General features: G+C 52.1%; 14 protein-coding genes, 1 pseudogene and 1 other annotated feature. Of the genes and pseudogenes, 8 read left to right on the plus strand and 7 right to left on the minus strand.

The genetic code is table 11. From position 1 onward, the window contains the following. Position 1 precedes the first annotated feature (1 nt). A pseudogene (trpD, locus tag RAC60_RS01010) lies at positions 2–1,595 on the minus strand (bifunctional anthranilate synthase glutamate amidotransferase component TrpG/anthranilate phosphoribosyltransferase TrpD). Next, the gene (locus tag RAC60_RS01015) at positions 1,595–3,157 is read right to left on the minus strand and encodes an anthranilate synthase component 1 (RefSeq protein ID WP_054633693.1); all 1,563 of its coding nucleotides are present in this window, start codon (positions 3,155–3,157) and stop codon (positions 1,595–1,597) included. Before RAC60_RS01015 ends, trpD begins: the two are co-directional and overlap by 1 nt. 23 nt (positions 3,158–3,180) lie before the next feature. Then, positions 3,181–3,283: a sequence feature (Trp leader region), on the minus strand. A 154-nt stretch (positions 3,284–3,437) separates the two neighbouring features. Between RAC60_RS01015 and RAC60_RS01020 the strand changes: the two genes are divergently transcribed. Beyond that, entirely contained in the window at positions 3,438–4,322 is an 885-nt protein-coding gene (locus RAC60_RS01020) for a PHP domain-containing protein (RefSeq protein WP_006119350.1), read from the plus strand. Between the two features lie 12 nt (positions 4,323–4,334). Beyond that, positions 4,335–4,955 (plus strand): L-threonylcarbamoyladenylate synthase, encoded by a 621-nt coding sequence (locus tag RAC60_RS01025; RefSeq protein ID WP_039340183.1) that lies wholly within the window; start codon positions 4,335–4,337, stop codon positions 4,953–4,955. Positions 4,956–4,960: 5 nt separating this feature from the next. Here RAC60_RS01025 and RAC60_RS01030 read toward each other — a convergent pair whose 3' ends face one another. Continuing rightward, the gene (locus tag RAC60_RS01030; RefSeq protein ID WP_006119348.1) at positions 4,961–5,602 is read right to left on the minus strand and encodes a hypothetical protein; all 642 of its coding nucleotides are present in this window, start codon (positions 5,600–5,602) and stop codon (positions 4,961–4,963) included. Positions 5,603–6,679: 1,077 nt separating this feature from the next. Here RAC60_RS01030 and rluB point away from each other — a divergent pair. Then, a complete protein-coding gene (gene rluB, locus RAC60_RS01035; protein WP_006119347.1) occupies positions 6,680–7,564 on the plus strand; it encodes a 23S rRNA pseudouridine(2605) synthase RluB in 885 nt (294 codons plus the stop codon). 88 nt (positions 7,565–7,652) lie between these two features. Here rluB and RAC60_RS01040 read toward each other — a convergent pair whose 3' ends face one another. The 3 genes from RAC60_RS01040 to RAC60_RS01050 all read right to left on the minus strand — a co-directional run bounded on the left by RAC60_RS01040 (position 7,653) and on the right by RAC60_RS01050 (position 10,782). Further along, positions 7,653–8,966 carry a CitMHS family transporter gene (locus RAC60_RS01040; protein ID WP_006119344.1) on the minus strand — a complete coding sequence of 438 codons (1,314 nt, stop codon included), beginning with the start codon at positions 8,964–8,966 and terminating at the stop codon, positions 7,653–7,655. 464 nt (positions 8,967–9,430) lie between these two features. After that, entirely contained in the window at positions 9,431–10,021 is a 591-nt protein-coding gene (cobO, locus tag RAC60_RS01045; protein WP_375092451.1) for a cob(I)yrinic acid a,c-diamide adenosyltransferase, read from the minus strand. Then, positions 10,021–10,782, minus strand: coding sequence for a YciK family oxidoreductase (locus RAC60_RS01050; protein WP_006119341.1), 762 nt, complete (start codon positions 10,780–10,782; stop codon positions 10,021–10,023). Before RAC60_RS01050 ends, cobO begins: the two co-directional genes overlap by 1 nt. A 173-nt stretch (positions 10,783–10,955) precedes the next feature. Here RAC60_RS01050 and sohB point away from each other — a divergent pair, with 173 nt between their 5' ends. After that, on the plus strand, positions 10,956–12,002 hold the full coding sequence (gene sohB / locus RAC60_RS01055; RefSeq protein ID WP_367143962.1) for a protease SohB: 1,047 nt from the start codon (positions 10,956–10,958) through the stop codon (positions 12,000–12,002). A gap of 28 nt (positions 12,003–12,030) precedes the next feature. On the opposite strand, the gene RAC60_RS01060 is transcribed toward sohB, so the two are convergent. Further along, positions 12,031–12,279: a DUF2498 family protein gene (locus tag RAC60_RS01060; protein ID WP_367143963.1), complete on the minus strand. Its 249-nt coding sequence runs from the start codon at positions 12,277–12,279 to the stop codon at positions 12,031–12,033. A 371-nt stretch (positions 12,280–12,650) separates the two neighbouring features. On the opposite strand from RAC60_RS01060, the gene topA reads away from it, so the two are divergent. From topA to RAC60_RS01080, 4 genes are all read left to right on the plus strand, one after another. After that, entirely contained in the window at positions 12,651–15,248 is a 2,598-nt protein-coding gene (topA, locus tag RAC60_RS01065) for a type I DNA topoisomerase (RefSeq protein WP_006119337.1), read from the plus strand. Positions 15,249–15,437: 189 nt separating this feature from the next. Next, the gene (gene cysB / locus RAC60_RS01070; protein ID WP_033741825.1) at positions 15,438–16,412 is read left to right on the plus strand and encodes an HTH-type transcriptional regulator CysB; all 975 of its coding nucleotides are present in this window, start codon (positions 15,438–15,440) and stop codon (positions 16,410–16,412) included. Between the two features lie 495 nt (positions 16,413–16,907). Continuing rightward, positions 16,908–17,066, plus strand: coding sequence for a YmiA family putative membrane protein (locus RAC60_RS01075; RefSeq protein ID WP_006119333.1), 159 nt, complete (start codon positions 16,908–16,910; stop codon positions 17,064–17,066). A 36-nt stretch (positions 17,067–17,102) separates the two neighbouring features. Then, positions 17,103–17,249 carry a hypothetical protein gene (locus tag RAC60_RS01080; protein WP_226374488.1) on the plus strand — a complete coding sequence of 49 codons (147 nt, stop codon included), beginning with the start codon at positions 17,103–17,105 and terminating at the stop codon, positions 17,247–17,249. Positions 17,250–17,592: the final 343 nt, after the last annotated feature.

A 17,592-nucleotide genomic window follows, 5' to 3' on the forward strand; every position in this document is an offset into this window, starting at 1 on the left:
ATTATCCTCTTGATGCCAGAGCCACCACGCGCTCATAAGCCTGACCGCTACGGATGGCGTTAAGTGCACGCTGTGCATTTTCACGGAGATCTTCATTACCAAACACTTTCAGGAGCATGGCCACATTCACGGCAACCGCCTCCTCATGGGCCTGCTCGCCATTACCCTGGAGTAAACGTGTCAGAATGTCACGGTTTTCTTCGGGCGTGCCGCCTGCCAGCGCGTCTTTAGGATGGAATCCGAAACCAAAATCCTCCGGACTTAACTGATAGCGGGTGATTTCCCCTTCGCGCAGCTCGGCCACCTGTGTCACATCGTGCAGGGCAACCTCATCCATGCCGCCGCCATGTACCACGGCTGCACGCTGGTAGCCTAATACTTTCAGCGTCTGAGCAATCGGCAAGACCAGCTCAGGACTGTACACGCCAATAACGGCTAACGGTGGGCGCGCAGGGTTGATCAGTGGCCCCAGAACGTTAAACAACGTGCGGGTCTTCAACTGCTGACGCACCGGCATAGCATGGCGAAAGCCCGTGTGGTACTGCGGTGCGAACAGGAAGCAGACATTCAGATCGTCCAGTGCGCGCCGCGCCAGCTCAGCGGGCATATCCAGGTTAATCCCGAAAGCGGCCAGCAGGTCGGATGACCCCGATTTGCTGGATACGCTGCGATTGCCATGTTTTGCCACCTTCAGACCACAGGTAGCGGCGACAAAGGCGCTGGCGGTTGAAATATTAATGCTGTTACTGCCATCCCCGCCGGTGCCCACAATATCGGCGAACGCATAATCCGGACGCGGAAACGGTTTGGCATCTTCAAGTAAGGCACAGGCTGCCCCGGCGATTTCCTCCGGGTTCTCGCCCCGGACTTTCATCGCAACCAACGCCGCCGCCAGTTGGGTAGGTTCAAGCTGGCCGGTAATAATGGCGCTGAACAGCTGGTGGCTTTCTGCCTGCGTCAGACTATGCGACTGGTAAAGTTTTTCCAGAATCGGTTGCATTGCGTTCTCCCTGTTACTTCGCCAGCGCCCAGGCAAGTGTCTGTTCAAGCAGACGTGCGCCCTGAGTGGTTAAAATGGATTCAGGATGGAACTGGAATCCGCAAACCCGATCGTGTTCATGACGGACGGCCATCACCATGCCGTTGTAGCTGGCATTGACCGTTAATTCGTCTGGTGTATTGCTGCCCACCAGTGAGTGGTAACGGGCAACGGGAAGAGGATTACTCAGTCCGGCAAACATCGCCTCGCCGTCATGGATAATGGATGACGCTTTGCCATGCAAAATTTCACCGGCCTGACCGACATGGCCGCCATACGCTTCCACAATCGCCTGATGGCCCAGGCAGATCCCGATAATCGGTAACTTTCCGCGTAGCGCACGCAGCAGTTCGGGCATACAGCCCGCGTCTTTCGGCGCGCCAGGGCCGGGTGACAGCATCAGGACAGGATTGTCCATGCTCTGCAAACGTTCAGTCAGCAAAGCGGCCGGTACGTTGTTGCGGTAAATCACCACGTTGTGCCCAAAGGTGCGCAGTTGATCGACAAGGTTGTAGGTAAATGAGTCGATGTTATCCAGCAGCAGGATGTCAGCCATCAGAAGATCTCCTTGCAGTGATGAGCAGTGGCGATAGCGCGCAGCACCGCGCGGGCTTTATTGCGGCTTTCATCGGCCTCGGCCTGTGGGTTAGAGTCGAGCACCACGCCCGCGCCGGCCTGTACAGTGGCCACGCCGTCTTCCACGTAGGCTGAGCGGATGACAATACAGGTATCCAAATCACCGTTGGCGGTGAAATAGCCGACAGCGCCGCCGTAAATACCGCGTCGGGTGCCTTCGGCTTCAGCGATCAGTTGCATGGCGCGAACTTTAGGCGCGCCGCTCAGCGTGCCCATATTCATGCAGGCGCGGTAGGCATGTAGCACATCCAGATCCTCACGCAATGTCCCCACCACGCGGGAGACCAGGTGCATAACAAAGGAATAACGATCAACCTTGGTCAGATCCGCAACGTAGCGGCTTCCGGGACGACAAATGCGCGCCAGGTCATTGCGTGCGAGATCGACCAGCATCAGGTGCTCGGCCAGCTCTTTATGATCGGTGCGCATTTCAAGTTCGATACGGCTGTCCAGATCGCGGTCCAGCGAGCCATCCGCATGTCGACCGCGTGGACGCGTTCCGGCAATCGGGTAAATTTCGATCTGTCGTGAGGCGGCGTCGTACTTGAGCGAGCTTTCCGGCGAGGCGCCAAAGAGCGAAAAATCCTGATCCTGCATAAAGAACATATACGGGCTGGGATTACTGCGTTTTAACGTATCGTAAGCGGCCAGCGGCGACGGGCAGGGCAGTGAGAAGCGACGTGATGGCACGACCTGGAAGATCTCACCAATACGAATAGCATCCTGCATCTTCCTCACCACATTACAGTATTCCTCATCGCTCTGGCTGGTGGTCAGCGTCATCGTTTCGACCGGCTTGACGGGCAACGCAGGTGCAGGTTGCAGCATTTGTCCGTGTAACTGCTCAATACGGCTTTGCAGACGCTGGAATTCGTGGGTGGACGGACAGAACAGGCTGGCCTGCAGGCGGGCACTGTGTGCCTGGTGATCGAGCACCAGCAGGGTTTCCGCCAGATAGAAACAGTAGTCAGGGCAGCGCTGCTCACTGCTGAGCGTCGGCAGGTCCTCAAAACCCGCGACCAGATCATAGGCAAACAGGCCGCCAACGAACACGGCTTCGCGCTCATCGGCGGGCGAGTTCACTAACTGCGGAATCACACGCAGGGCATCAAACACCGACAGGGCGCGTAAGCGAGAGTCTTCATCTTGCTGATCGTGAGTTGTCGTAAATGTTAACACCCGGCCATCAGGGCGCGATTCATTTTTGATTTCGGCGGGAAGCGCCTCGTCCAGCAGCGGCAGCAGCGCCCGACCATTATCAGACAGGGCTTGCACAGTGACGCAGTTACCCAGCGCGCTGATACGCAGGGCACTGTCGATGATCATCAGACTTTTTAAATTTTCCTTGCTGTCGATATCCGCAGATTCAAGCAGCAGCGTTGACGGGCGCGCGCCGCATAACTGATGAAAAACCGCGGCGGGATCTTCCCGATAAGGGGCGTTACCGGTAATTAACTTCACTGTAGGTTTTGCATTGAGCATGATGATTTCTCTGAATGTCGTCCAAAAAAAAGCCCGCTTGTTGGCGGGCTCAGGTATCTGCACAGGTTTACGCTAAGTGTGCACGACAACGCCGCCCGACCGGGAAACATTGCGCCACCAACCAGTGAAAAGCGTAATAACCATTTTCATAAACACATACCCGTCTGCGGTGAACTTGTGTACTAGTTAACTGGTTCGTGACAAAAATGTCAATACACTTTTTCAGTGACCCATAAAATCGTTATCATGCTGACCTGTTCCATCGCCAGCAGGAGTTGTTTTGAGCGATATCGCCCGTTTTCCGCTTTACGATCTACATAGTCATACACGGGCTTCCGATGGATTGCTATCCCCGCAGGCGCTGGTCGAGCGTGCGGTTGAAATGCGCGTAGGTGTGCTGGCCATTACCGATCATGATACCGTGGCGGGCGTCGCCGAGGCACAGCAGGCCGCATTACGTGCTTCGTTGCCAGTCAATGTCATAGCCGGCGTCGAGATTTCCACGCTGTGGGAAAATCATGAGATCCATATTGTTGGATTAAATATCGATATTCATCATCCCGTCATGACGCAGTTCCTTGCTGGTCAGTATACGACCCGACTGGAACGCGCCCAACGCATTGCTGAGCGACTTGAAAAAGCCCAGATTCCCGATGCACTGGCGGGCGCCCTGCGTTTAGCCGAAGGGGGGATGATCACGCGGGGACATTTTGCCCGCTATCTGGTTGAGGTTGGCAAAGCGAGCACTATGGCGCAGGTATTCAAAAATTATCTGGCCCGAGGCAAAACCGGCTACGTGCCGCCGCAATGGTGTACAATTAATCAAGCCATTGATGCCATTCACCATTCTGGTGGCTGTGCGGTGCTGGCTCATCCGGGACGCTACGGATTGTCGGCAAAATGGCTGAAACGCCTGATCGCGTATTTTCGCGCTGCGGGGGGTGATGCTATCGAGGTGGCACAATGTCAGCAGGCACCCGATGAGCGTACCACGTTAGCCGGGTACGCCCGGGATAACGATCTGGCCGCATCGCAAGGTTCTGATTTTCATCAACCCTGCCCGTGGATTGAGTTAGGCCGCAAACTGTGGTTACCCGCAGCCGTAGAACCCGTCTGGGAACGCTTTCCCGCACTGGCTCCGGCTGCTGAATGCACGGAAAGGTGACAAGAGGTTTTTATGAGTCAACTGTTTCATATTCATCCGGATAATCCGCAACCGCGTCTGATTAACCAGGCTGTGGAGTACCTGAACAAAGGTGGCGTGATTGTTTATCCGACCGATTCAGGCTATGCCCTGGGATGTCGTCTGGAAGAAAAAGGGGCGATGGAGCGCATTTGCCGTATACGACAACTCGATGGCCATCATAATTTCACACTGATGTGCCGCGATTTGTCTGAGTTGTCGGTGTATTCACAGGTGGGCAACAGCGCGTTCCGCCTGATTAAAAATAACACGCCGGGCAATTACACGTTTATTCTGAAGGCGACGAAAGAAGTCCCGCGCCGTCTGATGAACGAGAAACGTAAAACCATTGGTTTACGTGTCCCGTCGAATCCAGTGGCCCTGGCGTTACTGGAAGCGCTTAATGAACCGATGATGTCGACATCATTGATTCTGCCAGGCAATGATTTCACTGAATCTGATCCGGAAGACATTCAGCACAGTATTGGTAAGCTGGTGGACTTAATCATTGACGGCGGCACGCTGGGACAGCAGCCTACCACCGTGATTGATTTGACCAGTGATGCCCCTGAAATTGTCCGTGAAGGCGCTGGCGACACAACGCCTTTTATGTAAGCCAGTCAGGTTTTACGGGTGTCAGGAATCGTCGCCTGTAACCAGTTTTTAAACTGGCCGTAAGGGATATAGAGTGACACATCTTTCAGTATCACTTTCCCGCTACGGCCATTTTTAATTGAATCGGAATACCCGACGATCACGCCGCCGATGGTATCGTCACTATTGAAGACCCCACCGCCAGACATCCCCTGAACCACGCCAGCATTGGAAGCCATCGCGATGCACGGACTTTTATTCCAGAGGTTACGAATGGCGGTGCGTGCGAGATTCACACCTTTTGATTCAACAGGTAGCGCCGAAATATAGCTGTAACCGTACATCTTTACGTGATCGCCAATATCGGTGCTGCGGAAGTGAGCCAGCGTATCAGGCGGATTCTTGTGATAAATAATCGCAAGGTCGCAGTAAGGGTGATAAGACTTCACGCGCTGCACGGCAAATTTTGCCACATGCGCGGCAGTCAGGCTGTATTCAGGCGTCAACGGAATAGTGGTGCCCAGCGTGCCTAAACCCAGAATCGTCGGAATGCCTGTCACGCTCATATCCACGTGCTGCATTGCCGTTCGGCTGTACTCGGTATGGCCCACGGAACAACCGCTCAGCGCCAACGCAATCAACGCTGAACTTACAAAACGTTTTTTCATGGTGGTGTCTTCGCTTAAGCATGCCAGTAAAATCCCTGGTGAAGATTAAGGACATGCAAATTAAAGCTCATCGTGAGCCGTATTAACGCAGCGTTTCCCGATGCGCCAGTATTAAGATTAATAACAACCCTTTAGCGTGCTGCAATTTAATGCCTGGGTCAGAAATAACTGACACCGTACGGATTAAAATCTGCTCACTGTCCGGTCGCATAATGTGTTATCGGCAAGAGATTGCAATAGTCCAATTTTTTTTAACTTTACGAGGGTAGAAAAAAAAGTCATTGCGGACTTAATGATAAAAAACAGGGTGATGACCACCTTATTATTCTTTCATTATCGGCTGATGAATAAAATTGTACAGTGATTTTATGTTGTATAGCTTTTCCCGACGCAACCTGTTGATAATACAGTAAACAGGGTGCATTGAAGATGCGAGGCGGGCTAACAGAGGGCTGCCGGGGCCCACAATGATTTTATTTGACTTAAGTAGCGGTGTTTTGTTTTTATTTTTTGTAAACAGCCACAAAAATAAAACTGTTTAGCGCGCCGACTGAGTGTGAGCCGTTAATGAAAAGTATCAGGCCAGATACCTGGAGACTTAATCATTAACGCGCTACCGGTTTTGGCAGGAAATGATTTATAAAAGCGAGTAAAGACGGAAATAAAGCCAATAGCTGCGATAAGTAACATTAATTAAAATGAAGTAACCAAATGTGACATTCAGATAATATCCTCCCCTGCTACGATTGTGTCATTTGACTTAATTACCCTAAATAAACGTGTGTGTTTATAATGATCTTCTCGCGCGATCACCAGGACACAACGCAGCCATCTAATTCAACCAGATCTTAACCGGACCTGGCGTGAGCGCGTAGGGATCGTCACGCCTGGGACAGGTGTCGTAAGTCACGGGTCAGCAGCCATGCCCCGTACGCCGCTTCCGGGCGGCACATTACGGGTTACAATGCCTCAGACATGCTGTATAATGGGGCCAACAGGAAAATATAACCTATTGATTTTAAAGGTTTAATTACCTAATCCATCCGACGCCTGGGAAGGCGACAATGAGGTAGCTCCATGAGCGAGAAGTTACAAAAAGTCTTAGCGCGTGCCGGTCACGGTTCGCGTCGTGAAATTGAAGCGATGATTGCGGCCGGACGCGTGAGCGTTGACGGTAAGCTTGCCACACTCGGCGATCGCATCGAAAACAATAAAGCCCTGAAAATCCGTATTGATGGCCATCTGGTATCGATTGCTGAATCTGCAACAGAAGTGTGCCGTGTGCTGGCGTATTACAAACCTGAAGGTGAACTCTGCACACGCAGCGATCCTGAAGGGCGGCCTACGGTCTTCGATCGTCTGCCGCGCCTGCGCGGTTCACGCTGGATTGCCGTTGGCCGCCTTGACGTGAACACCTGTGGACTCATGCTTTTTACAACGGATGGTGAACTGGCTAACCGCCTGATGCATCCCAGCCGGGAAGTGGAACGTGAATACGCGGTGCGCGTGTTTGGCCAGGTTGACGATGACAAAATTCGTCAGCTCAGTAAAGGTGTGCAACTGGAAGATGGTCCGGCAGCGTTCAAAACATTGCGTTTTGCGGGTGGAGAAGGCATCAACCAGTGGTACAACGTCACCCTGACTGAAGGACGCAACCGTGAAGTTCGCCGTTTATGGGAAGCCGTGGGTGTACAGGTCAGCCGCCTGATGCGTGTCCGCTATGGCGACATCACCTTGCCAAAAGGTGTACCACGCGGTGGCTGGATGGAACTGGATCTGCCAGCGGTCAATTATCTGCGCAATCTGGTAGGAATGGATGACGAAACTGTCACCAAACTGGCGGTTGAGAAAGATCGCCGTCGTACAAAAGCCAATCAGATTCGTCGGGCCGTGAAACGTCACAGCCAGGCCAGTGGCAGACCCGCTCGTCGTAATGCCAGTAGCAAACGCAACGCAACCTGAGTGCCTGCCGGGTTGATATAAGGCTATAAAAAAGCCGCAACATCTTCTGTTGCGGCTTTTTACTTTCTGGCTGACGCTCCCGGACATCTTACCGGTGGAAGAGGGGAAACGCGCCGGTTACTAAGCCGCCCGCCATCAGCACCAGGCTAATCAAAATCCCCCATTTTATGGCAAAACGTTGATGGTCACCGATATCCACTTTGGCCAGACCGACTAACAGATAGACCGACGGCACCAGTGGACTCAGCAGATGGAAGGGTTGGCCCACAATGGAGGCTCGGGCAATTTCTTCTGCTGAAATGCCATAGCTGGCGGCCGTCTGCGCGATGACAGGCAGAATGCCAAAGTAGAAAGCATCGTTGGACATAAAAAAGGTAAACGGCAGACTGATCAGGGCGGTAAATAGCGCAAGATAAGGTCCGAAACTGTGCGGAATAAAGGCCAGCAGACTTTTCGCCATGGCGTCCACCATGCCGGTACCTGACAGTATGCCGGTAAAAATACCTGCCGCAAAAATCAAGGCAGTCACTGCCAGCACATTACTGGCGTGTGAACCGATACGGGCTTTTTGCTCTTCAAGCGAGGGGTAATTAAGCATGACGGCAATTGCAAAAGCCAGCATAAACAGAATCTGGATGGGCATGGCACCCACCACCAGAAGCACCAGCAGTACCGTGGTCAGAATAAAGTTTGGCCAGAACATTTTGGGCCGGCGATTTGCTGCGCATTCGTCTGCATCACCCAAGCCCAGTTCGATATTATTCAGATGGTCGTCGCTGATGCGCATGACGCCCAGACGTTTACGTTCCTGTAGCCCAAACACGAAGGCCAGACCGACAAGAGCAACACAGGCGATAAGGATAGCCGGTAGCATGGGAATGAATATATCCAGCGCATCAATGCGCAGCGCGGCCGCCGCGCGGGCTGTGGGGCCTCCCCACGGCGACAGGTTCATGATGCCGCTGGCCAGGTTAACCAGGCAGGTCATTGCCAGCACATTCATGCCCAGTTTCCGGTAGAGGGGAAGAAACGCGGCAATGGCAATCATATAGGTGGTGGAACTGTCGCCATCCAGCGAGACCAGCAAGGTTAATACAGCGGTACCGACCAGCACTTTAAGCGGGTCGCCACGCACAATTTTCAGGATGAAACGCACCAGCGGATCAAACAGTCCGGCATCGATCATCAGGCCGAAATAGAGAATAGAAAACGTCAGCATCACACCCGTCGGAGCCAGCGTTTTGACCCCGTTCAGCATCATTTCCCCAAGTCCGTGATAAAACCCGCCGATAAGCGCAAAAAGCGTCGGGATAAGAATGAGCGCGATTAGCGCTGACATGCGTTTGGTCATGATCAGATACATGAAACAAACCACCATCGTAAAGCCCAGTATGGTCAGCAAAATAAGAGCCCTCTTATTGGCAAAAGTTATTCAATTGTTATCAGAAAGAACATTTAATTATGGAATCGATTAGCACGGTAATGATTAACCTGTTGATTTGATTAACCACGCGCAATGGGATGATATTAAAGCTAAATATTTTTTATCATTTATTTAACATTGAAGAGTGATCCCGATCGGTTTTACGTCTCTCAACGGTAAAAATATGTGATTGAGATCAATCATGGCGGCGGCGGATGACGCCGGTTTTCAGGCAGGGTTTCTGGAAAAGGCGCGTAAAACGTTTCGCAAAATTAACATGAATGGAAAATAAAAGCGGGAAAAGCCCTGAGGACCAGCTGTGCCAGGCTGCAATGACAATAAGCGGGCATGCAGGCCGATAAACAGGGAAAAGGAAGTACAGAGGGGGCACTGCGTAAGATAAGCAGGCCGGATGCATAAGGGCAGCCAGCCTACGGTAAAGGCTACCAGTCTATTCCCTGCTGTGCCTGGATACCGGGGTCAAAGGCATGTTTCACCGGACGCATTTCCGTCACGGTGTCAGCCATATCCAGTAAGGTGCGATGGCAACCCCGACCCGTAAGGATGACGCTCTGGTGGGCAGGACGGCCTTGCAGAGCGGTTACCAGCTCGTCGAGTGGCAGATAATCCATACTGATCATGTAGGTGATCTCATCCAGAATCACTAAATCAAGCGTGTCATCCGACAGCATGCGTCTGGCATGTTCCCAGACGGCCAGGCAGGCCGCTGTATCGGTCTGGCGATTTTGCGTTTCCCAGGTGAAACCCGTGGCCATTACCTGAAACTCCACCCCGTGCCGGGCCAGAAGGTTGCGTTCGCCGTTGGGCCATTCTCCCTTAATGAACTGAATGGCCGCGGCACGTTTGCCATGCCCGCAGGCGCGTAGAGCCGTGCCAAACGCAGCGGTGGTTTTACCTTTACCGTTTCCGGTAAACACCATCAAAATGCCTCTGACTTGCTGAGCGGCAGCAATGCGGGCATCCACCTGTTCTTTCAGACGCTGTTGCCGCTGTTGATGACGATCGCTGGTCATTACTCTGCGGCCCCGGGTTTTCTGCCTGGCTGCGCATCGAAGCTCATACCGGTTTTACGGCGGCTGTCATCGCCCATTAAATAGAGGTAAAGAGGCATGATATCGGCAGGCGTTTTGAGTTTACCGGCGTCTTCCTGAGGAAACGCACTGGCGCGCATTTTCGTACGCGTACCACCAGGATTAATACAGTTAACCCGCAATGCCTGATTTTTATACTCGTCGGCCAGCACCTGCATCATGCCTTCTGTGGCGAACTTTGATACCGCGTAGGCACCCCAACCCGCGCGCCCGGTACGGCCCACACTTGACGTCGTGAATACCAGCGAGCCGCTTTCGGATTTGAGCAGCAACGGCAATAGCGCCTGGGTGAGGTAAAACGTGGCATCAACATTAATTTTCATGACCTGTTGCCAGATTTGCGGATCCAGGTCGGCCAGCGGAACAATCTCACCTAAGATACTGGCGTTATGTAACACACCATCCAGACGGGAGAATGTTTGCGCCAGTTCCTGCGCTAGCTGCGCACAGCGTGCCGGCGTGGCGTCTGAAAGATCCAATACCACCGAATGGGCAGGGCGCTTGTTCAGTTGGTTTATCAACGCTTCTGTCTGCTGCAGCTTTTCAGCGCTGCGCCCCAGTAAAATCACCTCCGCGCCGAAGCGGGCGTAGGTCAGGGCCGCTTCGCGTCCAATGCCGTCAGAGGCACCCGTCACCAGGATAATGCGATGGGCAAGTAGATCATCTTTCGGTTGATAATGCATGTTGGGAACCTCCCGCAACGTCTGGGTTTTTCGCTTTATGCCCTAATTCAGGGCACGACGCAATTAGCAATAGGGACAATCTGTGCCAGATGCTGGCATTTCAGGCGACGCAGTAGCATAAACCCGTTAAACTAGGCGTTTGTCAGTAATCCTCTGTTTAATAAGGCGACACGATGGATCTTCTTTTGAGTTATGGATTGTTTTTAGCAAAAGCGGTGACGGTGGTCGTTGCCATTGCTGCCATCGTCATGATTGTTGTACATGCCGCTCAGCGTAAACGTCACCCGGGCGGACAACTGCGATTAACGCGGTTAGATGACGATTACAACAAGATGAAAGAGGCGTTGCAGCTTGAGAAAATGAAACCGCAGGCGCAAAAACTGTGGTTAAAAAACCATAAAAAGGCCGAAAAACAGAAGGCGAAAGCAGAGAAGCGCGACGCGAAGCAGGGCAATGTCGACACCGTTAAACCCACGTTGTACGTGCTTAATTTCAATGGCAGCATCGATGCCAGTGAAGTGAAATCGCTACGCGAAGAAATTTCAGCCATTCTGGCGGTTGCCCAGCCGGGCGATGAAGTATTACTGCGTCTGGAAAGCCCGGGCGGCATGGTTCACGGTTATGGCCTGGCGGCGTCACAATTGCAGCGCCTGCGTGATGCCGGGTTGAACCTGACAGCGGCCGTGGACAAAGTGGCGGCGAGCGGCGGCTATATGATGGCCTGTGTGGCCAATACCATCGTGGCCGCGCCTTTTGCCGTCATCGGTTCCATCGGGGTTGTCGCGCAAATCCCTAACTTCAACCGTCTGTTGAAACGTAATGACATTGACGTTGAGTTACACACGGCGGGTCAGTACAAACGTACGCTGACGCTGTTTGGTGAAAACACCGAAGAAGGACGTGAAAAATTTCAGCAGGATTTGAACGAAACCCACCTGTTGTTTAAACAGTTTGTTCATGAAATGCGTCCTTCCCTCGACATTGACCGGGTGGCAACCGGCGAGCACTGGTATGGCCGGCAGGCGCTTGGACTGGGCCTGATCGATCGCATTTCGACCAGTGACGATCTCATTATCGCGAATATGGCGAAATTCACGGTACTGGGCGTGACGTATGTACGACGTCGTTCAAAAATCGATCGCCTGTCGCAAAGCGCAGGGCAGGTGCTTGAGCGCATTATGCTCAAATGGTGGCAGCGCAGCGACAAACGGTTTTTGTGATGCATCGACCCGGCTCAGGCCGGGTTTTTTATACCAGGTGATAACGGGGTGACAGCAGAACGGCCAGGTGTTTGAACAGGTTGAACACCGCCGTGGTTTTTGCGGTCGGCAGGCCTTCCGCGTCCAAAAAGTACGGCCCTTTAAACACCAGCACGCCGCCCTGCTGGCTGACGGCAGTAGCTTCAATACCGGCGATAAAATCATCATGTTCCCTGAGCATCGCGTTAGCGATATCTAACAGTGTATGGGACGACACTCCCTCAGTCAGACTCTGCATATGTCTGTGCCTTTTTGACAGTCTGATAATTCTTTCTATATTACTTCCGTACTGCACTGTTCGACAAATCGTGGGCAGGGGTAAAAAAAGGGCTTTCCTCACACCAGATGCTAATTAAGTTGCGTAACAGATTTTATCAGGTACAGTGTGGGCGTTTCAGATTCCAGGGATATTGCACCGGGAAGTGCGATTAAGTCAGGCAGAAAAAGCGATTTTTATCATAAAGTTGCACTGTAAAGAATCGACTGACCAGAGATTGAGCCCCACGTCTTGAAATACCAAACAGGCGTAGCAATATTGAACCCGATGGGTTTTCAGGGCGTCCAATCCTCTCCCGTTGAGCAGGATGTATTCATTAGGTAAAGGTAAATATGGGTAAAGCACTCGTTATTGTTGAGTCCCCGGCAAAGGCTAAAACAATCAATAAATACCTCGGCAGTGGCTACGTGGTGAAATCCAGCGTGGGCCATATCCGGGATCTGCCGACCAGTGGTTCAACCGCCAAAAAAAGTGCTGAAACCCCGACAGATAAGAAAGCCAAAAAAGTTAAGAAGGATGAGAAAGCCGCGCTGGTCAGTCGTATGGGCGTTGATCCCTATCACGGCTGGGAAGCGGATTATCAAATCCTGCCCAATAAAGAGAAAGTGGTAGCGGAACTCAAAGCTTTAGCCGAGAACGCCGACCATATCTATCTCGCAACCGACCTTGACCGCGAAGGGGAAGCCATTGCGTGGCACCTGCGGGAAGTGATCGGGGGTGACGATAAGCGCTTTAGCCGCGTGGTGTTCAATGAGATCACCAAAAATGCGATTCGCCAGGCGTTTGAAACGCCGGGCGAACTCAACATTGACCGCGTCAATGCACAGCAGGCACGCCGCTTTATGGACCGTGTCGTGGGGTACATGGTCTCCCCGTTATTATGGAAAAAAATCGCGCGAGGCCTGTCTGCCGGTCGCGTGCAGTCTGTTGCTGTCCGGTTAGTGGTTGAGCGTGAGCGTGAAATCAAAGCTTTTGTGCCCGAAGAGTACTGGGAACTGAGCGCTAACCTGACCACGCCGAAGGGCGATGAGCTGACGATGGACGTCACTCATGCGGGCGATAAACCGTTCCGTCCGGTCAATCACGACCAGACGCACGCCGCGCTGGCTCTGCTGGAAAAAGCGCGCTTTGCGGTCACGGACCGTGAAGACAAGCCAACCAGCAGCAAACCCGGCGCGCCGTTTATTACCTCCACGTTGCAGCAGGCGGCGAGTACCCGGCTGGGCTTTGGCGTGAAAAAGACCATGATGATGGCGCAGCGCCTTTATGAAGCGGGCCATATCACCTATATGCGTACCGATTCCACGAACCTGAGCCAGGATGCGGTTTCGATGGTGCGCGGCTACATTGAAGGCCATTTTGGTAAAAAGTACCTGCCCGATGCGGCGAATACCTTCGCCAGCAAAGAGAATTCGCAGGAAGCGCATGAAGCCATCCGTCCATCAGATGTGGAAGTGCTGGCCGAGCAGCTCAAAGATATGGAAGCGGATGCGCAGAAACTGTATCAGCTTATCTGGCGTCAGTTTGTCGCCTGTCAGATGACACCGGCACAGTACGATTCGACCACGCTGACAGTCACGGCAGGGGATTACAAACTGAAGGCCAAAGGGCGTACGCTGCGCTTTGACGGCTGGACCAAAGTCATGCCTGCGCTGCGTAAGAATGATGAGGATCGTACTTTACCACCGGTTAACGTTGGCGATGAGCTGAGCCTGCAGGACCTGTTACCCAGCCAGCACTTTACCAAGCCACCGGCTCGCTTTAGTGAAGCTTCACTGGTCCGTGAGCTGGAAAAACGCGGTATCGGCCGTCCTTCGACCTATGCGGCCATCATTTCCACTATCCAGGATCGTGGCTACGTCAGGGTGGAAAACCGCCGCTTTTACGCTGAAAAAATGGGCGAAATTGTCACCGATCGTCTGGAAGAGAACTTCCGCGAGCTGATGAATTACGACTTTACCGCTCACATGGAAAACAGCCTCGACCAGGTCGCCAACAATCAGGCGGAGTGGAAGGCGGTTCTGGATCGCTTCTTCTCCGATTTCAGCCAGCAACTGGAACAGGCTGAGAAAGATCCGGAAGAAGGCGGAATGCAGCCGAATCAGATGGTCCTGACCTCCATCGACTGCCCAACCTGCGGCCGTAAAATGGGGATTCGGACAGCCAGCACCGGTGTTTTCCTGGGGTGTTCAGGCTATGCGTTACCGCCGAAAGAGCGTTGCAAGCAAACCATCAACCTGATTCCGGAAAATGAAGTTCTGAATATTCTGGAAGGGGACGATGCCGAAACCAACGCGCTGCGTGCCCGTCGTCGTTGCCAGAAATGTGGCACAGCGATGGACAGCTATCTGATTGATAACGGACGCAAGCTGCACGTTTGCGGTAACAACCCTGAGTGCGATGGTTATGAAATCGAAGAAGGGGAGTTTCGTATCAAGGGCTACGATGGTCCGGTCGTCGAGTGCGAAAAATGTGGTTCTGAAATGCACCTGAAAATGGGGCGTTTCGGTAAGTACATGGCCTGTACCAATGATGACTGTAAGAACACCCGTAAGATTTTGCGTAATGGCGATGTCGCCCCGCCGAAAGAAGATCCCGTGCCGCTGCCCGAACTGCCGTGTGAAAAATCGGATGCGTATTTTGTGTTGCGTGACGGTGCTGCCGGTGTGTTCCTGGCCGCCAATACCTTCCCCAAATCGCGTGAAACCCGCGCACCGTTGGTGGAAGAGCTGCAGCGTTTCCACGACCGTTTACCTGAGAAGTTGAAATATCTGGCCGAAGCGCCAGCAACCGATCCGGAAGGCAACAAGACGCTGGTGCGCTTTAGCCGTAAAACGAAACAGCAGTATGTGGCGTCTGAAAAAGACGGCAAAGCGACAGGCTGGTCAGCGTTTTACATTGACGGCAAGTGGCAGGAAGCGAAAAAGTAACCCTGTAAGGCCAGCATTGCTGGCCTTTTTTCCCCGCCTTATATCATTCCGTTCTACATTGATACTTAAAATGCTATAGTGGTTATAGCATTTCCGATCCCTTCTTTCTGCTCAGCACCTTTCACCCGCCTGGGCGACAGTACGCCACCCGGGGATGCGACTCTGTAACCGACCAGGATAACAACAGATATGAAATTACAGCAGTTGCGCTATATCGTAGAAGTCGTGAACCACAACCTGAATGTTTCATCGACAGCAGAAGGGCTTTACACTTCGCAGCCGGGCATCAGTAAGCAGGTCCGTATGCTGGAGGATGAGCTTGGGGTGCAGATTTTCGCCCGCAGCGGTAAGCACCTGACGCAGGTTACGCCCGCCGGTGAAGAAATCATTCGCATCGCGCGCGAAGTGCTTTCCAAAGTGGATGCCATTAAATCTGTCGCAGGTGAACATACCTGGCCGGATAAAGGCTCGTTATATGTTGCTACTACGCACACTCAGGCGCGCTATGCGCTGCCCGGCGTGATTAAGGGCTTTATCGAACGTTATCCACGTGTCTCGCTGCATATGCATCAGGGTTCACCAACGCAGATTGCCGAGGCGGTTTCTAAAGGCAACGCAGACTTTGCAATTGCCACGGAAGCGCTCCACCTCTACGACGATCTCATTATGCTACCGTGCTATCACTGGAACCGCGCTATCGTGGTCACGCCAGACCATCCGCTGGCGGGAAAAGGGCAGGTGACGATAGAGGAGCTGGCCGATTTTCCGCTGGTAACCTATACCTTCGGCTTCACCGGACGCTCCGAGCTGGATACCGCCTTTATGCGCGCGGGGTTGACGCCACGTATCGTCTTTACCGCAACGGATGCCGACGTCATTAAAACATATGTTCGCCTGGGGCTGGGCGTAGGGGTGATTGCGAGTATGGCGGTGGATCCCGTTGCTGATCCTGACCTCGTCAGAATTGAAGCCTCTGAAATCTTCACCAACAGTACGACGAAGATTGGTTTCCGCCGCAGCACCTTCCTGCGCAGTTATATGTATGACTTCATCCAGCGCTTCGCCCCCCATCTGACGCGCGATGTTGTGGATACGGCAGTGGCGTTGCGTTCCAACGAGGACATTGAGGCCATGTTTAAAGATATCAAGCTGCCGTTTAAGTAACGGTTATCTGTCGTCGCGTATTCTCAGGCTGCTTAGTGCAGCCTTTTTTATGCAAGAATGTTAGCGCCATGTTTATATTGAGAAGTTTCATTATCTTTTTGTAAATGTAACGTCGATCACATGTTTAAAGCTTGCTGTATCTTAAATGCGAAATACGACACATTTTTGACGCGATTTCTTTGCGGGCTGCCAGGATTATTCCCATACTCCAGTTAACGCTTGATGGAGAAGCTTTTATTTAGGGGTCAGTTAACACGGTCTTTAGTAATGACTGGATCTGAAGTTAAATTAACTCAAATTTTTGTCAGGCGGATTTTAATAGTATGGGTAATAAGTCATTAATCGTTACTTAAGTAATTTTACAGTTTTGATAAATTGCGTTAATCGTTTTGTGCAATAAAAATGACTGGATTTTTGGCCTTAACGGGTTTAGGATTCCTCCTAAATCTTAATCGATGTTATCAATCGTTTTATTGAGAGTGATTATCAAAAACTATGGCTACGAGACTGACTGTTGATCCGGGCTTCCCGGCTAAAAGCACCAAGGTTAAGCGTACAGGTAACACTCGTCGCAATGCCTGGTTAACTGTGTTCGCTGCCTCAGCGCTGTTCTGGGTGGTTGTAGCATTAATGATTTGGCGCATCTGGGGTTAAGCCATGTGGGCAAACGCACTCTGCCATAAGCACACCATGACGACTCGTCAGCATCGTCTCTCTGGCTATAAAGCGAAAGAGCCGGTTGCAAAGGCGGAAAAAGTGACTATCCCCGAAAGTTGGGATCTGAACGAGCATCAGCGTAATTTCATCGAGTCCTTTCTGGACCCGAAAACAAAATAATTTTACATCGCGTTTTTCTTTCGACATTTCTTCTGTCTTTCTGACTTACTTAATTAAGCGCTCTTCACACGTTGCATAAATGATGTCATCCCTTATCAGGATGCGAGTACGGCTTTTATTGCCCTTTCTACGCAGGAGTATTGCTATGAATATGATTAAAATGACCTGGTTTAGTGCTTATGCGTTCTCATTTACCGTGTGGATGGCAGCGCTCTGGGCAGCGCTATAATTTAAACGTGTCTCTTTCTCAATAATGCCTCGCAACATTGCGGGGCATTTTTGTTTGCGTCCGATTGTAGCAATCTGTGTTGTAATCAAAACGTTAACAAAAAAGTGGTCTATC

Origin of the sequence: Pantoea sp. BR_17 (genome assembly GCF_041955125.1) — a bacterium.
In the GTDB taxonomy this organism is placed as follows: domain Bacteria; phylum Pseudomonadota; class Gammaproteobacteria; order Enterobacterales; family Enterobacteriaceae; genus Pantoea; species Pantoea stewartii.